This is a genomic window from Mangrovimonas xylaniphaga (assembly GCF_001280435.1).
GTDB lineage: Bacteria > Bacteroidota > Bacteroidia > Flavobacteriales > Flavobacteriaceae > Mangrovimonas_A > Mangrovimonas_A xylaniphaga.
On the sequence record NZ_LBIP01000013.1, the window covers coordinates 392,170 to 409,600 of the forward strand.

The following is a 17,431-nucleotide window of genomic DNA, read 5'->3' on the forward strand; positions in this document are numbered from 1 at the left end:
TTAGAATTACAAATTTCGTAAGTGTCTTATTTTCAATATTTAGGATTTATTCTTGATAAATTTCCTCGTTAACTTCCAATTTGTATAATTTGTGGTAATATTCTATCACTGAAGATTTCCATGTGAATTTTTGGGCCTTTGCATTAAGACAAATGTCATCCCACTTGGGTTTATCTTTGAAAAACACATCCAAAGCCTTTTGGAACACCTTTATAAAGTTTTGTGTTTTTTCATCAATAGTTGCCCCGTCAAAAGCAAAGCCCGTTTTCATATGCTTCACCGTATCCTTCAATCCACCAGTATGGTGCACCAAACAAGGCTGGGCATTCCGCATTGCCAACATTTGACTGATACCGCAGGGCTCAAAAAGACTAGGCATTAAATACAGATTGGATTCGGTGTAAATAGAATCGATAACTTCCTCAGACTGTCCGTTGAAGAAGATAAAATTTTCGTAATCGTAACTAATTTTATGAAGCAACTCCTCGTATTCTGGGGCACCAGTACCCAAAATAACATATATACCATTTACAGGTTTGAGTTTTTCTAAAATAGAAATTAATAATTCTGGGGAGTGTTTATAAAAATAAAACTTCTGCTCTGTAAGCCTCGCTACACTGGCGCAAACAAACTTTGCTGGGTCTTTGATCAATTTAACGATTTTCTCGCCAGTATGTACCAAAAACTGCGATTTGTACTCTTTATCCGGATTTTGAAGCCATTCAAAAATAGCTTGAATAGCATTCACATAAAAAGCACCATGTGGAACCAAATTGATGTTTTTATAGTTGCAACCATTTAAAATTCCGAACAAACGCTCCTCATCATTAGCCTCTTTTAAAAACCCTTCTAGGCCTTCTCCTCCAATAAAGTTTGGAAAATCACTAGGCTTCATAATGTCCTCTTTATAGGAGGGTGATACGGTATGTACGGCATTTGCAAACTTAATTCCCAAAGCCATAAGGTTAATACAATCATGGTACCTAGGATCTTTTAAACGATCGTAATCAAACTCTACCTCTGGATAAAAGGCCTTTAGTGAGGACGTGCTACCTTCAAAGGGACGAATGCCCTGAATAGCTAAATTATGAATGGAATATACAAACCTAATGTTATTTAAAAAACCATACGCAGGATGGTAAGCTCTCAAAAAAAGTACCATACTGGAATGCCAATCGTGTAGATGTACGACATCAAGATGACCAAAAACGTCCTGTTTTATGGCTTGGGCAACGGCCGTACAAAACAATGAAAACATACAGGCATCTGTAAAGAAAGGTTGCTCTGGATCGTTAAAATAGATATGTGCAATATTTCCGGAAACAATTTCAGGATGATGAATAACGTAATGTGTAATATTATCATATTCCTTTTTGGGAGTAACCTTGTATACTTCGGCCATTTCTTCTTGGCCACGATAAGAAAAATGTACCTCAGTAAGCTTTTCCCCGTTTACATGCAATCTGCCATAAGCAGGCGTTACAACATGGGCTCTATCTCCAAATGCTGCAATCTGCCTAGGCACATCCCTAACTACATCTCCCATCCCCCCTGCTTTACAGTTTTTGATTGCGTCATTTTCGGCTGAAACAAAAAGAAAGTTTGACTGCATGTATTGAGGTTTTAGTTTTAACTAATGACTTATTTTATGCTTTTTTTGAAATGCCAACACTGAATTATATGGGTTTGGCTTAACGTACTTTATTTCATCATAAATTACTTAAAATAAATTGAGTAATAAAATGTTTACACATTATTTCAATATTAAAATTAAAATAATTTCTCACTAGCAATAAAAAAGCCCTCTGTTTTCACAGAGGGCTCTTCTAAATGTATTATCACTTAAAATTATGGTTATTTTACTTTAAACGCATTTGTTTGCGGATAGTAAGCAACATCTCCCAATTCTTCCTCAATACGCAACAATTGGTTGTATTTTGCCATACGGTCACTACGTGAAGCCGATCCTGTTTTAATTTGCCCTGTATTTAAAGCTACAGCCAAATCAGCGATTGTGTTGTCTTCAGTTTCTCCAGAACGGTGAGACATTACAGAAGTATAGCCAGCGTTGTGCGCCATGTTTACAGCTGCAATAGTTTCAGAAAGTGTTCCAATTTGGTTTACTTTGATCAAGATAGAATTAGCAATGCCATTCTCGATACCTTTAGCCAAACGCTCTACGTTAGTTACATAAAGGTCATCTCCAACCAATTGTACTTTATCTCCGATAAGTTCAGTTAAATATTTCCAACCATCCCAATCGTTTTCATCCATACCATCCTCAATCGAGATAATTGGATATTTAGCCACCAATTCCGCTAAGTAATTTGCTTGCTCTTCAGAAGTTCTCACCACTCCCTTATTGCCTTCGAATTTAGTATAGTCGTATTTTCCATCTACATAGAATTCCGCTGAAGCACAGTCCAAAGCAATCATCACTTCATCTCCAAATTTATAACCTGCTTTTTCAACAGCTTTTTGGATAGATTCAATAGCATCTTCTGTACCATCTAAAGTAGGCGCAAAACCTCCTTCATCACCTACAGCAGTACTTAAACCTCTATCATGTAATACTTTTTTAAGGTTGTGGAAAATTTCAGTTCCCATTTGCATAGCGTGCGTAAAGTTTTTAGCCTTTACTGGCATCACCATAAATTCTTGGAACGCGATAGGCGCATCACTGTGAGAACCTCCATTGATGATGTTCATCATTGGTACTGGCAATGTCTTAGCTGACACACCACCTACATATCTGTAAAGTGGCATTCCCAATTCATTAGCAGCTGCTTTAGCAACAGCCAAAGACACTCCCAAAATGGCATTGGCTCCCAATTTTGATTTATTTGGAGTTCCGTCCAAATCAATCATCATTTTATCGATAACATTCTGTTCAAATACAGAAACACCCAACAACTCTTGAGCAATTACAGAATTTACGTTTTCTACAGCCTTTAAAACGCCTTTACCCATATAAGAATCGCCACCGTCTCTAAGCTCCACAGCCTCATGCTCACCAGTAGATGCTCCTGATGGTACTGCAGCTCTTCCCATAACGCCGTTTTCCGTTACTACATCAACCTCTACGGTTGGATTTCCTCTTGAATCTAATATTTGTCTTGCGTGAATGTTAATTATTATGCTCATAATGCTTAGTTTAAGGTTGATTACTTATTACTTAATTATCTATTTTTTCTTTAACAAATTTACGAAATAGTTACCCAAATAATGGCTCCAAAACCATTATTATACATTAATCTTACTACATTGTTTTCGAATAAAAAAAACCTCAAAAAAAAGTGAATTTCTTTGAGGTTTTTCCATTATTTATTTTTGATGTTTTCTATAAATTGATCAAACAAATAGGAAGAATCGTGTGGACCTGGACTTGCCTCCGGGTGGTATTGTACCGAGAACACATTTTTGCTCTTCATCTTGATCCCTGCTACCGTATTGTCATTAAGGTGAACATGGCTAATCTCAATATCTGGGTGGCTTTCGGTTTCTTCTCTATTAATGGCGAATCCATGGTTTTGAGAAGTAATTTCACCTTTTCCAGTTGCTAAGTTTTTAACCGGATGATTGATTCCTCTATGCCCGTTATGCATCTTGTATGTAGAAATACCGTTGGCCAAAGCAATTACTTGATGCCCTAAACAAATCCCAAATAACGGCAAGTTTCTTTCAATTATTTTCTTTGCAACCGCTTGAGCTCCTTCCAAAGGTTCTGGATCACCAGGACCATTAGATAAGAAATACCCATCAGGATTCCATTCGTTCATCTCTTCAAAAGTAGCATTGTATGGGAACACCTTAATGTACGCATCACGTTTTGCTAAATTACGAAGGATATTCTTCTTGATTCCCAAGTCTAACGCAGCAATTCTATACGTAGCGTTTTCATCTCCGAAATAATAAGGCTCCTTGGTAGACACTTTTGATGCCAACTCCAAACCATTCATTTCTGGTACTTTTGCCAATTGCTCTTTTAAACCTTCAATATTGTCAACATCCGTAGAGATTACAGCATTCATAGCACCGTTCTCTCTAATGTAGCTTACCAAGGCACGCGTATCCACATCTGAAATTGCCAAAACGTTATTCTTTTCAAAGAAATTTTTCAAAGAATCATCGGCAGCTTCACGTGAATAATTGAAACTGAAATTTTTGCAGATCAAACCTGAAATCTTGATAGAATCAGATTCTACTTCTTCTTCTTTGGTACCATAATTCCCAATATGAGCATTGGTTGCTACCATGATTTGCCCAAAATACGATGGGTCTGTAAAAATCTCTTGATACCCTGTAGTTCCTGTATTAAAACATACTTCACCAAAAGCAGTTCCAGATTGTCCGATGGATTTCCCGTAAAAAATGGTTCCGTCAGATAATAATACTAAAGCTTTGTCTCTTTTATTGTACTTCATTTGTTCGAAAAGTTTTGCAAATTTCCACAAAAAAAAGGACAAACTAAAATGTTAGCGGCTATATTTTAAATTGACAGGGAATTATAGTAAGTTAAAATTTTGCTAATATCAAAATCATTATTGTAACGAAGATTATTATCCTTAACATAGGCCTTGATTTGATCACCTTTTGAGCCTACTAACTCTAAAATTACACTTTTCCTCAATTTTATGGCTTTTAAACCTTCTTGTTCCTTTCTTTTGATAAAGTATTCTTCGTGTTTCACATATTCATCGGGCTTAGTCCTTTGTTGTGTCATTGGATTAAATGTTCCTTCTTTAATACTAACGGAATATTGTTTAAGCAACATAAATTCACCTGTGTCCACAACTGTTTGAAAAAAGCCCCTTTTCTTTTTCTCAGCATTATAGTATTGAGCCAGTTCAACATTATAGATTTTAACCCTTAAAACCTCTTGAGAATTAAGAACTAGAACAGAATCCTCAGCAAACTTTGCTTCCAATTGATCCTTATCTATATTATAATTAAGGTTTTGTATTTGATAAGAGGCTTCCTTCATATAAACTGTTGAAACATTAACCCAACTACTAAACAAGTAAACACTCCCTTCAATGTTAGTGTTTTTCGACCTAGTAGACACCCAAATACTTCCTCCTTGCGAGAGGTCTCTCCTTAAATCGTTGCTGGTTTGTCCCGAACTAAAATTTTGGGCAATACCAGCACTAATCGTGAGGAAGGTGGTAATAAAAACAAAAAGAATGGATTTCATAATAAGTTGGTTTTATGGTTAATCAGTTTAAAGATGGACAAAAAAAAAGGGATAAACAAATTGTTTATCCCTTTTGAATTTAAAGTATTAAAGTACTTTCTATTCTTCTTCCTCGTTTGCAGTTTTAGTTTCAGCAGCAGCTGGTGCAGGAGCAGCAGCTTTAGATCCACCTCTTCTACTTCTACGGGTAGTTTTCTTTTCTGGTTTCCCAGCATTGTAGATTTCATTGTAATCAACCAACTCGATCATTGCCATATCAGCGTTATCCCCAAGACGGTTACCCAACTTAATGATTCTTGTGTATCCTCCTGGACGATCTCCTACTTTGGCAGCAACATCTCTGAACAACTCCGCAACCGCTTCTTTTTGTCTTAAACGAGCCATAACAATACGTCTGTTGTGCGTAGTGTCTTCTTTTGATTTTGTAATCAAAGGCTCAACAAAAAGTTTTAACGCTTTAGCTTTAGCAACTGTGGTGTTGATACGCTTGTGCTCGATTAAAGAACAAGCCATATTGGCCAACATTGCTTTTCTATGAGCTGTCTTTCTTCCTAAATGGTTAAATTTCTTTCCGTGTCTCATGACATTTGATGTTAACCTTCATCTTGCTCAACCCATGATTGGGGAGCAAACTATGAAGGAATTTGTTTGTTAGTCTTTATCTAATTTGTATTTGCTCAAATCCATTCCGAAACTTAATCCCTTAACGATTACAAGTTCTTCCAACTCTGTTAAGGACTTTTTACCGAAGTTTCTGAATTTCATCAAATCGTTCTTATTAAAAGAAACCAAATCTCCCAATGTGTCTACTTCAGCCGCTTTCAAACAGTTCAATGCTCTTACAGAAAGGTCCATGTCAACCAATTTGGTCTTCAATAACTGTCTCATGTGAAGTGATTCTTCATCATAAGTTTCTGTTTGTGCAATTTCATCCGCTTCAAGGGTAATGCGCTCGTCAGAGAACAACATGAAGTGGTGAATAAGGATTTTAGCAGCTTCTGTTAAAGCATCTTTTGGGTGTATTGACCCATCTGTAATGATTTCGAAAACCAATTTCTCGTAATCGGTCTTTTGCTCAACACGATAGTTTTCAATACTATACTTCACATTTTTTATTGGCGTATAAATTGAATCGGTAAATATAGTACCAATTGGAGCAGAAGCTTTTTTGTTTTCCTCAGCAGGCACATATCCTCTACCTTTTTCAATAGTAATTTCCATGTTGATGTTCACCTTTGGATCCAAGTTACAGATCACAAGATCTTTGTTCAACACTTGGAAACCAGAAATGAACTTTTGAAAATCACCTGCTGTGATTTGCTCTTGTCCAGAAATAGAAATAGAAACAGATTCGTTATCGATTTCATCAATTTGGCGCTTGAAGCGAACCTGCTTTAAGTTCAAAATAATTTCTGTAACATCTTCCACTACTCCTGCAATGGTAGAAAACTCGTGATCCACGGTTTCTATTTTAACAGATGTAATGGCAAATCCTTCCAAAGAAGATAATAACACTCGTCTTAAAGCGTTACCTACTGTCAATCCATATCCTGGTTCTAAAGGTCTAAATTCGAATTTACCTTCAAAATCAGTAGAATCAATCATGATTACTTTGTCAGGCTTCTGAAAATTTAATATTGCCATATTGTGTGTTTTGTTTCTAGTTATTATTTAGAGTATAATTCGACGATGAATTGCTCGTTGATATTTTCTGGAATTTGCACTCTTGCAGGAACTGAAACATAAGTTCCTTGCTTGGTTTCGCTATTCCAAGTAATCCACTCATAAACTTCACTAGAATTAGCCAATGAATTTAGAATGGTTTCTAAAGATTTTGATTTTTCTCTTACTGCTACAACATCACCAGCTTTCAATTGGTAAGAAGGAACGTTTACGATTTCTCCGTTTACAGTAATGTGTCTGTGAGAAACCAATTGTCTAGCTCCACTACGAGAAGGGGCAATACCCATTCTGTAAACTACGTTGTCAAGTCTAGATTCACAAAGTTGTAACAATACTTCACCTGTAATTCCAGGAGCAGCAGTTGCTTTTTTGAACATGTTTCTGAATTGCTTTTCCAAAATACCGTAAGTGTATTTTGCTTTTTGCTTCTCCATCAATTGAACAGCATATTCAGATTTTTTTCCACGACGCTTGTTGATACCGTGTTGACCTGGAGGATAGTTTCTTTTTTCAAAAGCCTTGTCATCTCCATAGATAGCTTCACCGAATTTACGGGCTATCTTAGTTTTAGGACCAGTATATCTTGCCATTTGTTAAAATTAATTGTGGGAGTGTTTATGAATTAAGGTCTTATTCTTATCCTTCGATAAACAATAACTCTCCCGTTAATACTTGTTTATAAATTTTTCAGCTTGCAAATTTAACAGAAATAATTAATATCAATTGTAAAAACAATTGATATTAATTATAAAATTTCTGAATAAATTATACTCTTCTTCTTTTTGGAGGTCTACATCCATTGTGTGGTAGTGGAGTAACATCGATAATTTCTGATACTTCGATACCTGAGTTATGGATAGATCTAATAGCAGATTCTCTTCCGTTACCTGGTCCTTTTACATAAACCTTCACTTTTTTCAAACCTGCTTCTTTAGCTACACCTGCAGCATCCTCTGCAGCCAATTGCGCAGCATATGGCGTGTTCTTTTTAGAACCACGGAACCCCATTTTACCGGCAGATGACCATGCTATAACATCTCCTTTTTTGTTAGTCAAAGAGATGATGATATTGTTGAAAGAGGCCGCAATATGCGCTTCTCCAATAGAGTCAACAATTACTTTACGCTTTTTAATTTTAGTATTTGACTTTGCCATGTTACTAATTATTATTTAGTTGCCTTTTTCTTGTTTGCAACTGTTTTTCTTCTACCTTTTCTTGTTCTAGAGTTGTTTTTAGTACGTTGACCTCTTAATGGAAGTCCCGCTCTATGACGAATACCTCTGTAACATCCAATGTCCATTAAACGTTTAATGTTCAATTGAGTTTCAGAACGAAGCTCACCTTCAATAGTATAAGCTGCAACAGCCTCACGGATGCTTCCGATTTGGTCGTCTGTCCAGTCTTGTACTTTTGTGCTCTCGTCAACTTTAGCTGCCGCTAAAATTTCTTTCGCTCTACTTCTACCTATTCCATAGATATAAGTTAAAGAGATAACTCCTCTTTTCTGTTTTGGTATGTCTACACCTGCAATTCTTGCCATAATTACCCTTGTCTTTGTTTGAATCTAGGATTCTTTTTGTTAATCACGTAAAGTCTACCTTTTCTGCGCACTAGTTTACAGTCTGCGCTTCTTTTTTTAACTGATGCTCTTACTTTCATCGTATTAGTATCTATAAGTTATTCTAGCCTTAGTTAAATCGTAAGGACTCATTTCTAATTTTACTTTGTCTCCTGGTAACAGTTTAATATAGTGCATACGCATTTTACCAGAAATATGCGCAGTCACAATATGACCATTCTCCAACTCAACTCGGAACATTGCGTTAGACAATGCTTCGATGATTGATCCGTCTTGTTCTATTGCTGCCTGTTTTGCCATAGTATAATAATTTAAGCTACTGCTTTTCTATTTTTACCAGTTTTCATCAAGCCATCATAGTGTTTGTTTAACAAGTAAGAATTTACTTGTTGCATGGTATCTATTGCAACTCCTACCATAATTAGTAATGATGTCCCTCCAAAAAATAAGGCCCAACCTGCCTGTACATCCATAAGCTTTACGATGATTGCTGGGAACACAGCTATCAAAGCCAAGAAGATAGAACCAGGTAAGGTAATTTGCGACATTATCTTATCCAAATATTCTGAAGTTTCAGATCCAGGACGAATACCTGGGATAAAACCACCACTACGCTTTAAATCATCTGCCATTTTGTTTGTTGGAACAGTAATAGCAGTATAAAAATATGTAAATACAATAATCAATAATGCAAATACCACGTTGTACCAGAATCCGAAGATATCTGAGAACTGTGTTTGCATCCATGTACCTACGGCTCCAGAACCAAATGATTTTCCAATTAAACTAGGCACAAACATAATTGCCTGTGCGAAGATGATTGGCATTACACCTGAAGCATTCAATTTTAAAGGTAAAAATTGTCTGGTACCAAAAACATTCTTTTCATATCCACCAGTAGCAGTACGTCTAGCATATTCAACAGCTACTTTACGTACTCCCATAACTAGCATGATAGATCCAAGGATGATCAACAACCAAATTACAAGCTCGATCAAGATCATGATCAAACCACCGTTTGATTGTGTAACCCTTGCTGCATATTCTTGCAAGAAGTTTTGTGGCAACTTAGCAATGATTCCTACCATAATCAATAATGAAATACCATTACCAATTCCTTTGTCGGTGATTTTTTCACCCAACCACATTGCGAAAACAGTACCTGTTACCAAGATGATTATAGATGAAAAATAGAACATCCCTCCTGTACCCAATAAAAAGGCACTTTGAGGAATACCTAAAGTAGGTAAACTTGCCAAATATCCTGGTGCTTGAACCAAACAGATACCAATGGTTAACCAACGAGTAATCTGGTTGATTTTTTTACGCCCACTTTCTCCTTCTTTTTGTAGCTTTTGAAGATAAGGAATTGCAATTCCCATCAACTGCACCACGATAGAAGCAGAGATATATGGCATAATACCCAATGCAAAAACAGAAGCATTAGCAAATGCTCCTCCTGTAAATGCATTTAAGAGCCCAAGAAGTCCATCTTCGGTATTGTTTGCCAAACCTCCCAATTGAGATGCATCAATACCAGGAAGCACTACTTGTGCACCAAAACGATAAACCAAAAGCAGGCCGAGCGTAAGCACGATCCTGTCTTTTAGTTCCGTTATTTTCCAAACATTTTTTAAAGTGTCTATAAATTTCATACTCTAATAGGTCTTATAAAGTTACGGCTTCTCCACCTGCAGCTTCAATTGCAGCTTTTGCTGAAGCAGTAAATTTATGAGCAGATACTTTTAGTTTAGATTTCAATTCTCCACGACCTAGGATTTTCACTAGTTCGTTTTTACCAGCCAAACCAAGTTCAACCAATGTATTAAAATCAACAGTATCCTTCACCTTATTATCATCAACCAACTGTTGTAATGTATCAAGGTTCACACCTTGGTACTCTACACGGTTAACATTAGTAAATCCAAATTTAGGTACACGTCTTTGAAGAGGCATTTGTCCACCTTCAAAACCAACTTTCTTAGAATATCCAGAACGAGACTTAGCTCCTTTGTGTCCACGTGTAGCGGTACCACCTTTTCCAGAACCTTGTCCTCTACCTACTCTCTTACCTTGATTTTTAACTGAGCCTTCAGCTGGTGTTAAATTACTTAAGTCCATTTCTATGCTGTATTATTTTGTTTCTTCAACAGAAACTAAATGTTTAACTTTATTCACCATACCAACGATGTTTGGAGTGGCATCATGTTCTACAACCTGACCGATCTTTCTCAAACCTAAAGCTTCCAAAGTTCTCTTTTGGGTTTGCGTACGGTTGATTGCGCTTCTTACTTTTGTTACTCTAATTTTTGCCATCGTCCTATAAATTAACCGTTAAATACTTTTTCAAGAGAAATTCCCCTATCCCTAGCTACAGATTCAGCACTTCTTAATTGTAATAATGCGTCAAAAGTAGCTTTTACCACGTTGTGAGGGTTAGAAGATCCTTGAGATTTAGACAATACATCATGTACTCCAACTGCTTCCAAAACTGTTCTTACAGCACCACCAGCAATTACCCCGGTACCAGGAGCTGCAGGAATAATGTTTACTCTTGCACCACCAAATTTACCTTTTTGCTCGTGTGGTAAAGTTCCTTTGATAATTGGAATTTTTACCAAGTTTTTCTTAGCATCTTCTACAGCTTTAGCGATAGCAGTAGCAACGTCTTTAGATTTTCCTAAACCGTGTCCTACTACTCCAGCTTCATCTCCAACTACTACGATAGCTGAAAATCCGAATGCTCTACCTCCTTTTGTTACTTTAGTAACCCTTTGTACACCAACTAAACGATCTTTAAGATCTAATCCACCTGGTTTTACCAATTCTGCGTTTTTATATTTTTGATACATAATTTCTTAGAATTTTAGTCCTGCTTCTCTAGCACCTTCTGCCAATGATTTAACTCTTCCGTGATATTTATATCCTCCTCTATCAAAAGAAATAGTATCAACACCTGCTTTAAGAGCTTTCTCTGCGATTGCTTTACCTACCAAGGCAGCAATTTCAGTTTTGTTTCCAGCAGCAGCGCTAATATCTTTATCTCTTGAAGATGCAGAACTGATAGTTGTACCAGTTACATCGTTTATAAGTTGAGCATAAATTTCTTTATTGCTTCTAAATACAGCTAATCGCGGTCTAGCTTCAGTTCCTGAAACTATTTTACGGATTCTGCTTTTTATTCTTAGTCTTTTCTGATTCTTTGTCAATGCCATAACTTAACTATTAAGCTGATTTACCTGCTTTTCTTCTTAATTCTTCACCAACAAACTTGATACCTTTTCCTTTGTAAGGCTCTGGCTTTCTGAAACTACGGATTTTCGCAGCTACTTGTCCTACCAACTGTTTGTCGTGAGAGGTTAATTTAACGATTGGATTTTTACCTTTCTCAGATATGGTCTCAACTTTAACTTCAGGAGCTAAATCTAAGATAATATTATGAGAAAAACCTAATGCTAAATCCAATTTTTGTCCTTGGTTTGATGCTCTATAACCAACACCCACCAATTCTAGTTGCTTGGTCCACCCTTCAGATACACCCTTAACCATATTGTTAATCAAGGCTCTATAAAGACCGTGTTTTGCTCTTTCGTCTTTTTTATCTGAAGAACGCTCAACTATAACGTTTCCTTCTTCTACTTTAATTTCTACACCAGAAAATTCTTGAGTTAATTCACCTAATTTACCTTTTACAGTAATTACATTGTCTTTAACTTCAACTGTAACTCCTCCTGGGATAGCTACTGGGTTTTTACCTATTCTTGACATGTCTTTCTGTTTTTATAAATTAGTAAACGTAACACAATAATTCTCCACCAACGTTTTGTTGTTGCGCTTGCTTCCCTGTTAACACACCGTGAGATGTTGAAACAATAGCAATTCCAAGACCGTTAAGAATTCTTGGCATTTCATTGGCACCTGCATATTTACGTAAACCTGGTTTACTGATTCTTTGAATCTTTTTGATTACAGGCTCTTTAGTTTCTTTGTTGTACTTAAGGGCGATTTTAATGCTCCCTTGTACTGAAGAATCGTCAAACTTGTAACTTAAAATATATCCTTGATCGAATAATATTTTAGTAATTTCCTTTTTCAGCTTAGATGCTGGAATCTCAACCACTCTGTGGTTGGCTTTCACGGCATTTCTAATTCTTGTTAGATAATCTGCGATAGGATCTGTATACATGTATATTAATTTGCGGTTTTGGTTTTCGGAGCCGACCTTCGGCTCCGAACTTCAAACCAGTTTATAATTCTTTTTTTACCAGCTAGCTTTTTTCACTCCTGGAATAAGTCCTTTATTTGCCATTTCACGCAACATTACACGTGAAATTCCAAATGTACGAACATACCCTTTAGGTCTTCCTGTAAGTTTACATCTGTTGTGCATACGTACTGGAGAAGCATTTTTAGGTAACTTTTGTAGTGCTTCGTAATCTCCAGCTTCTTTTAAAGCTTTACGTTTCTCAGCATACTTAGCTACTGTTTTTGCTCTTTTTACCTCACGGGCTTTCATTGATTCTTTAGCCATATCTTAGTTCTTTTGAAAAGGTAGTCCTAATTCAGTTAATAACGAATGTGCTTCTTTATCAGTCTCTGCAGACGTTACAAAGGTAATGTCCATTCCTGATATTTTGTTGATTTTGTCAATATCAATTTCTGGGAAAATGATTTGTTCGGTAATACCTAAGTTGTAATTACCTCTACCATCAAATCCAGTAGCTTTGATACCACCAAAATCTCTTACACGTGGTAAAGCTGAAGTAATCAAACGATCTAAGAATTCGTACATTCTCTCTCCTCTTAAGGTTACGCGGGCACCAATTGGCATTCCCTTACGTAATTTGAAAGTTGCAACGTCTTTTTTAGAAAGTGTAGCTACAGCTTTTTGTCCAGAGATCTTAGTTAATTCTTCAACTGCATGATCGATTAATTTCTTGTCAGCAACCGCAGCACCAACTCCTCTAGATAAGATGATCTTTTCTAGTTTAGGTACTTGCATTACGTTTTGATAACCGAATTCTTCTGTAAGAGCCGCAACGATTCTGTCGCGGTACTCTTGTTTTAATCTTGGAGTATAAGTCATAACTACTATATTACTTCATTAGATTTTTTGGCAAATCTTACTTTTTTATCACCTTCCATTTTGTAACCTACTCTAGTAGTTTCACCTTTAGAATTTACCAAAGATAAATTCGAGATGTGGATTGGTGCTTCTTTCTCTACGATACCACCTTGAGGATTTTGTGCGCTTGGCTTAGTGTGCTTCTTCACAATGTTCACTCCTTCTACGATGGCCTTGTTCTTATCTACAAATACTTTAAGTACTTTACCTTCTGAGCCTTTGTTGTCTCCAGCAATTACTTTTACGGTATCTCCTGATTTTATTTTAAGCTTTGTCATCTTAGTTTAGTCATTAAAGCACTTCAGGTGCCAATGATACAATTTTCATGAATTGTTTATCACGAAGTTCTCTAGCAACAGGTCCAAATACACGTGTACCTCTCATCTCACCTTGAGCATTTAAAAGTACACAAGCGTTGTCGTCGAATCTAATGTAAGATCCGTCTGGGCGTCTTACTTCTTTCACGGTACGTACAACAACAGCAGTAGAAACTGCTCCTTTTTTTACGTTTCCGTTAGGAGTTGCATCTTTTACAGAAACAACAATTTTATCTCCAATAGAAGCATATCTCTTCTTAGTACCACCTAGAACACGTATTGTTAATACTTCTTTTGCTCCAGTGTTGTCGGCTACTTTTAATCTTGATTCTTGTTGTACCATAATTACTTCGCTCTTTCAATTATTTCTACTAATCTCCAACATTTAGATTTACTCATAGGTCTTGTTTCCATGATCCTTACAGTATCTCCAACGTTACAGTCGTTTGTTTCATCGTGTGCAACGTATTTTTTCGTTTTCAACACGAATTTACCATACATAGGGTGTTTTACTTTCTTAACCTCAGAAACCACAATGGACTTCTGCATTTTGTTACTTGTAACAACTCCTATACGTTCTTTTCTTAAGTTTCTTTTTTCCATCTTTCAGCAGAATACAGTTATTGTAGTTCTCTTTTAGTTAATTCAGTCTCAATTCTTGCTATTGAACGTCTTACAGAACGCAATTGAATTGGATTTTCTAAAGGAGAGATTGCATGAGCCATTTTTAGGTCTGCATAACTCTTTTTGGTCACACCAAGTTGTTCTTGTAACTCGGCTGTAGATAGCTGTTTAATTTCTGATTGCTTCATAATACATTCTTATTGAGCTTCGTCGTAATCTCGAGCTATAATAAACTTAGTTTTAACTGGAAGTTTTTGTGCGGCCAATCGCAAGGCTTCTCTTGCAACTTCTAAAGGCACACCGGTAACTTCAAATAACATTCTACCTGGTTTAACCACAGCAGCCCAATATTCAACAGCACCTTTACCTTTACCCATACGTACTTCAAGAGGTTTCTTTGTGATAGGCTTGTCTGGAAAAATTTTGATCCAAAGTTGCCCCTCTCTTTTCATATAACGTGTTGCAGCAATACGGGCAGCTTCGATTTGACGCGCAGTAATAAATTCTGAGTCAAGCGATTTTATACCAAACATTCCATTTGAAAGTACGTGCCCTCTTCCGGCATTTCCTTTCATGCGACCTTTCTGTTGCTTACGAAACTTTGTTTTCTTTGGTTGTAACATCTTCTTTTACTTTTAAAATTACTTTCTTCGTCGAGATTTGTTTGTATTACCTCCACGTCCTGTTTTTCCTTGCTTTTTGGATAACCCAACTAGCGGAGAAAGTTCTCTCTTACCATACACTTCACCTTTCATGATCCATACTTTTACTCCCAATCTACCGTAAGTAGTGTGGGCCTCTACCAAAGCATAGTCGATGTCAGCTCTAAATGTCGATAATGGAATACGACCTTCCTTGTAGTGCTCGGAACGTGCCATCTCAGCACCGTTCAAACGGCCACTGATCTGTACTTTGATTCCTTCTGCATTCATACGCATCGCAGCCGCGATAGCCATCTTGATTGCACGTCTGTAAGAGATACGGTTCTCAATTTGACGAGCAATACTAGACCCTACCAAGAATGCGTCAAGTTCTGGTCTCTTTATTTCAAAGATGTTTAACTGAACTTCCTTGTTTGTAATCTTTTTAAGCTCTTCTTTCAACTTGTCTACCTCTTGACCACCTTTACCGATAATGATACCAGGTCTGGCAGTAGTGATAGTAACGGTTACAAGCTTAAGCGTACGCTCAATAATTACTCTAGACACACTAGCTTTAGATAAACGAGCGTGAACATATTTTCTAATCTTATCGTCTTCAGCAAGCTTGTCTCCATAGTCATTGCCTCCGTACCAGTTAGACTCCCATCCTCTGATGATTCCTAAGCGATTTCCGATTGGATTTGTTTTTTGTCCCATATCTCTATCTTAGCTTTGTGTGTTGTTATTTAATGCTCCAATCACAACTGTTACGTGGTTAGAACGTTTTCTAATTCTGTGTGCTCGACCTTGAGGAGCTGGACGCAGTCTTTTCAACATTGTTCCACCATCTACTCTGATCTCTTTTACAAATAAGTTAGCTTCTTCGATGTTAGCATCTTCGTTTTTAGCTTGCCAGTTAGCGATTGCAGATAGTACAAGTTTCTCTAAACGACGTGATGCTTCTTTCGAGCTAAATCTAAGGATCTGAAGAGCTTTTTCAGCTTTTTGACCTCTTACCAAATCAGCTACTAAACGCATTTTTCTTGGTGAGGTAGGACAGTTGTTCAATTTTGCAAACGCAATTTGCTTTCTGTCTTCTTTCATAGCCTCTGCCATTTGTTTTTTACGACTTCCCATAGCTCTTCTTATTTTTTACCTTTATTTTTTGCACCTGCATGCCCTCTAAAAGAACGTGTTGGTGAAAATTCTCCTAATTTATGACCTACCATGTTTTCTGTTACGTAAACTGGTACAAACTGACGACCGTTGTGCACTGCGATAGTTTGTCCTACGAAGTCTGGAGTAATCATAGAAGCTCTAGACCAAGTTTTGATAACTGTCTTCTTGCCAGACTCAACATTTTGTTGAACTTTTCTATCTAATTTATAATGAACGTAAGGTCCTTTTTTTAATGATCTTGCCATGTCCTATTATTTCTTTCTACGTTCTACAATATATTTATTACTCGCTTTTGTCTTAGAACGGGTTCTGTAACCTTTAGCAGGTAAACCTTTTCTTGAACGTGGGTGTCCTCCAGATGAACGTCCTTCACCACCTCCCATTGGGTGATCTACTGGGTTCATTACTACGGCTCTTGTTCTTGGTCTTCTACCTAACCATCTGCTTCTACCTGCTTTACCAGATACGATCAACTGGTGGTCAGAGTTAGATACAGCTCCAATAGTAGCCATACAAGTTACAAGTACCAATCTGGTTTCACCTGATGGTAATTTAACGGTAGCAAATTTACCGTCTCTTGCCATCAATTGAGCGAAAGCTCCAGCACTACGAGCCATAACAGCTCCTTGCCCTGGGTGCAACTCAATACATGAAATAATAGTACCTAAAGGTATTTCGCTTAAAGGCATTGCGTTTCCAATTTCTGGAGCTACTCCTGAGGCACCAGATACAACGTTTTGTCCAACTTGTAAACCATTTTGGGCAATGATGTATCTTTTTTCACCATCTTGGTAGTTCAACAACGCGATAAAAGCGGTTCTGTTTGGATCGTACTCGATAGTTTTTACTTCGGCAGGGATTCCTGCTTTGTTTCTTTTGAAATCGATGATACGATACTTCTTTTTGTGACCACCACCAATGTAGCGCATGGTCATTTTTCCTTGACTGTTTCTACCACCAGATCTTTTTTTCGGAGCAAGCAAGCTTTTCTCCGGCTTATCAGTAGTGATGGCGTCAAATCCATTAACTACTCTAAAACGCTGAGCTGATGTAATCGGTTTTAATTTTCTTACTGACATTTTCGTCTA

29 protein-coding genes are annotated in these 17,431 nt (G+C 37.0%); all 29 read right to left on the reverse strand.

The features are described 5' to 3' along the window. Positions 1-46 precede the first annotated feature (46 nt). The gene (locus ZA06_RS01870) at positions 47-1,612 is read right to left on the reverse strand and encodes a glycogen synthase (protein ID WP_053975716.1); all 1,566 of its coding nucleotides are present in this window, start codon (positions 1,610-1,612) and stop codon (positions 47-49) included. Positions 1,613-1,854: 242 nt separating this feature from the next. Next, positions 1,855-3,144, reverse strand: a complete 1,290-nt coding sequence (eno, locus tag ZA06_RS01875; RefSeq protein ID WP_053975717.1) for a phosphopyruvate hydratase — start codon at positions 3,142-3,144, stop codon at positions 1,855-1,857. A 176-nt stretch (positions 3,145-3,320) separates the two neighbouring features. Continuing rightward, positions 3,321-4,424, reverse strand: coding sequence for a glutamine-hydrolyzing carbamoyl-phosphate synthase small subunit (carA, locus tag ZA06_RS01880; protein ID WP_053975718.1), 1,104 nt, complete (start codon positions 4,422-4,424; stop codon positions 3,321-3,323). Between the two features lie 65 nt (positions 4,425-4,489). After that, complete coding sequence (locus tag ZA06_RS01885; RefSeq protein ID WP_053975719.1) at positions 4,490-5,194, reverse strand: hypothetical protein; 705 nt, start codon at positions 5,192-5,194, stop codon at positions 4,490-4,492. A gap of 99 nt (positions 5,195-5,293) precedes the next feature. After that, positions 5,294-5,776: a 50S ribosomal protein L17 gene (gene rplQ, locus ZA06_RS01890; protein WP_053975720.1), complete on the reverse strand. Its 483-nt coding sequence runs from the start codon at positions 5,774-5,776 to the stop codon at positions 5,294-5,296. A gap of 69 nt (positions 5,777-5,845) precedes the next feature. Further along, a complete protein-coding gene (locus ZA06_RS01895) occupies positions 5,846-6,838 on the reverse strand; it encodes a DNA-directed RNA polymerase subunit alpha (protein WP_053975721.1) in 993 nt (330 codons plus the stop codon). Between the two features lie 23 nt (positions 6,839-6,861). After that, positions 6,862-7,467 (reverse strand): 30S ribosomal protein S4, encoded by a 606-nt coding sequence (rpsD, locus tag ZA06_RS01900; RefSeq protein ID WP_053975722.1) that lies wholly within the window; start codon positions 7,465-7,467, stop codon positions 6,862-6,864. Positions 7,468-7,642: 175 nt separating this feature from the next. Then, on the reverse strand, positions 7,643-8,032 hold the full coding sequence (rpsK, locus tag ZA06_RS01905) for a 30S ribosomal protein S11 (protein ID WP_053975723.1): 390 nt from the start codon (positions 8,030-8,032) through the stop codon (positions 7,643-7,645). Positions 8,033-8,043: 11 nt separating this feature from the next. Further along, positions 8,044-8,418 carry a 30S ribosomal protein S13 gene (gene rpsM, locus ZA06_RS01910; RefSeq protein WP_053975724.1) on the reverse strand — a complete coding sequence of 125 codons (375 nt, stop codon included), beginning with the start codon at positions 8,416-8,418 and terminating at the stop codon, positions 8,044-8,046. Between the two features lie 2 nt (positions 8,419-8,420). After that, on the reverse strand, positions 8,421-8,537 hold the full coding sequence (gene ykgO, locus ZA06_RS16705; protein ID WP_008269159.1) for a type B 50S ribosomal protein L36: 117 nt from the start codon (positions 8,535-8,537) through the stop codon (positions 8,421-8,423). 4 nt (positions 8,538-8,541) lie between these two features. Continuing rightward, on the reverse strand, positions 8,542-8,757 hold the full coding sequence (infA, locus tag ZA06_RS01915; RefSeq protein WP_026753784.1) for a translation initiation factor IF-1: 216 nt from the start codon (positions 8,755-8,757) through the stop codon (positions 8,542-8,544). An 11-nt stretch (positions 8,758-8,768) separates the two neighbouring features. Next, positions 8,769-10,112 (reverse strand): preprotein translocase subunit SecY, encoded by a 1,344-nt coding sequence (gene secY, locus ZA06_RS01920; RefSeq protein ID WP_053975725.1) that lies wholly within the window; start codon positions 10,110-10,112, stop codon positions 8,769-8,771. A 13-nt stretch (positions 10,113-10,125) separates the two neighbouring features. Continuing rightward, positions 10,126-10,578, reverse strand: a complete 453-nt coding sequence (gene rplO, locus ZA06_RS01925; protein WP_053975726.1) for a 50S ribosomal protein L15 — start codon at positions 10,576-10,578, stop codon at positions 10,126-10,128. A 12-nt stretch (positions 10,579-10,590) separates the two neighbouring features. Next, positions 10,591-10,773 carry a 50S ribosomal protein L30 gene (gene rpmD / locus ZA06_RS01930; RefSeq protein ID WP_053975727.1) on the reverse strand — a complete coding sequence of 61 codons (183 nt, stop codon included), beginning with the start codon at positions 10,771-10,773 and terminating at the stop codon, positions 10,591-10,593. 11 nt (positions 10,774-10,784) lie between these two features. Continuing rightward, positions 10,785-11,309 carry a 30S ribosomal protein S5 gene (gene rpsE / locus ZA06_RS01935; RefSeq protein WP_053975728.1) on the reverse strand — a complete coding sequence of 175 codons (525 nt, stop codon included), beginning with the start codon at positions 11,307-11,309 and terminating at the stop codon, positions 10,785-10,787. A 6-nt stretch (positions 11,310-11,315) separates the two neighbouring features. Next, positions 11,316-11,672 carry a 50S ribosomal protein L18 gene (rplR, locus tag ZA06_RS01940; protein WP_053975729.1) on the reverse strand — a complete coding sequence of 119 codons (357 nt, stop codon included), beginning with the start codon at positions 11,670-11,672 and terminating at the stop codon, positions 11,316-11,318. A 10-nt stretch (positions 11,673-11,682) separates the two neighbouring features. After that, on the reverse strand, positions 11,683-12,225 hold the full coding sequence (gene rplF / locus ZA06_RS01945) for a 50S ribosomal protein L6 (protein ID WP_053975730.1): 543 nt from the start codon (positions 12,223-12,225) through the stop codon (positions 11,683-11,685). 19 nt (positions 12,226-12,244) lie between these two features. Further along, complete coding sequence (gene rpsH / locus ZA06_RS01950) at positions 12,245-12,643, reverse strand: 30S ribosomal protein S8 (RefSeq protein ID WP_053975731.1); 399 nt, start codon at positions 12,641-12,643, stop codon at positions 12,245-12,247. 75 nt (positions 12,644-12,718) lie between these two features. Next, entirely contained in the window at positions 12,719-12,988 is a 270-nt protein-coding gene (gene rpsN, locus ZA06_RS01955) for a 30S ribosomal protein S14 (RefSeq protein ID WP_053975732.1), read from the reverse strand. 3 nt (positions 12,989-12,991) lie between these two features. Continuing rightward, the gene (gene rplE / locus ZA06_RS01960) at positions 12,992-13,543 is read right to left on the reverse strand and encodes a 50S ribosomal protein L5 (protein WP_053975733.1); all 552 of its coding nucleotides are present in this window, start codon (positions 13,541-13,543) and stop codon (positions 12,992-12,994) included. Between the two features lie 5 nt (positions 13,544-13,548). Next, positions 13,549-13,860, reverse strand: coding sequence for a 50S ribosomal protein L24 (rplX, locus tag ZA06_RS01965; RefSeq protein ID WP_053975734.1), 312 nt, complete (start codon positions 13,858-13,860; stop codon positions 13,549-13,551). A 13-nt stretch (positions 13,861-13,873) separates the two neighbouring features. Beyond that, positions 13,874-14,242 carry a 50S ribosomal protein L14 gene (rplN, locus tag ZA06_RS01970; protein WP_053975735.1) on the reverse strand — a complete coding sequence of 123 codons (369 nt, stop codon included), beginning with the start codon at positions 14,240-14,242 and terminating at the stop codon, positions 13,874-13,876. A 2-nt stretch (positions 14,243-14,244) separates the two neighbouring features. Then, positions 14,245-14,502 carry a 30S ribosomal protein S17 gene (gene rpsQ / locus ZA06_RS01975; protein WP_053975736.1) on the reverse strand — a complete coding sequence of 86 codons (258 nt, stop codon included), beginning with the start codon at positions 14,500-14,502 and terminating at the stop codon, positions 14,245-14,247. A gap of 17 nt (positions 14,503-14,519) precedes the next feature. Beyond that, positions 14,520-14,711 (reverse strand): 50S ribosomal protein L29, encoded by a 192-nt coding sequence (gene rpmC / locus ZA06_RS01980; protein ID WP_053975737.1) that lies wholly within the window; start codon positions 14,709-14,711, stop codon positions 14,520-14,522. Positions 14,712-14,720: 9 nt separating this feature from the next. Continuing rightward, a complete protein-coding gene (gene rplP / locus ZA06_RS01985; protein WP_053975738.1) occupies positions 14,721-15,146 on the reverse strand; it encodes a 50S ribosomal protein L16 in 426 nt (141 codons plus the stop codon). Positions 15,147-15,164: 18 nt separating this feature from the next. Next, positions 15,165-15,881: a 30S ribosomal protein S3 gene (gene rpsC / locus ZA06_RS01990; RefSeq protein ID WP_053975739.1), complete on the reverse strand. Its 717-nt coding sequence runs from the start codon at positions 15,879-15,881 to the stop codon at positions 15,165-15,167. A 9-nt stretch (positions 15,882-15,890) separates the two neighbouring features. Then, positions 15,891-16,301 carry a 50S ribosomal protein L22 gene (gene rplV / locus ZA06_RS01995; RefSeq protein WP_053975740.1) on the reverse strand — a complete coding sequence of 137 codons (411 nt, stop codon included), beginning with the start codon at positions 16,299-16,301 and terminating at the stop codon, positions 15,891-15,893. Between the two features lie 8 nt (positions 16,302-16,309). Then, entirely contained in the window at positions 16,310-16,588 is a 279-nt protein-coding gene (gene rpsS / locus ZA06_RS02000; RefSeq protein ID WP_053975741.1) for a 30S ribosomal protein S19, read from the reverse strand. Positions 16,589-16,594: 6 nt separating this feature from the next. Beyond that, positions 16,595-17,422: a 50S ribosomal protein L2 gene (rplB, locus tag ZA06_RS02005; RefSeq protein ID WP_053975742.1), complete on the reverse strand. Its 828-nt coding sequence runs from the start codon at positions 17,420-17,422 to the stop codon at positions 16,595-16,597. Between the last annotated feature and the right edge of the window lie 9 nt (positions 17,423-17,431).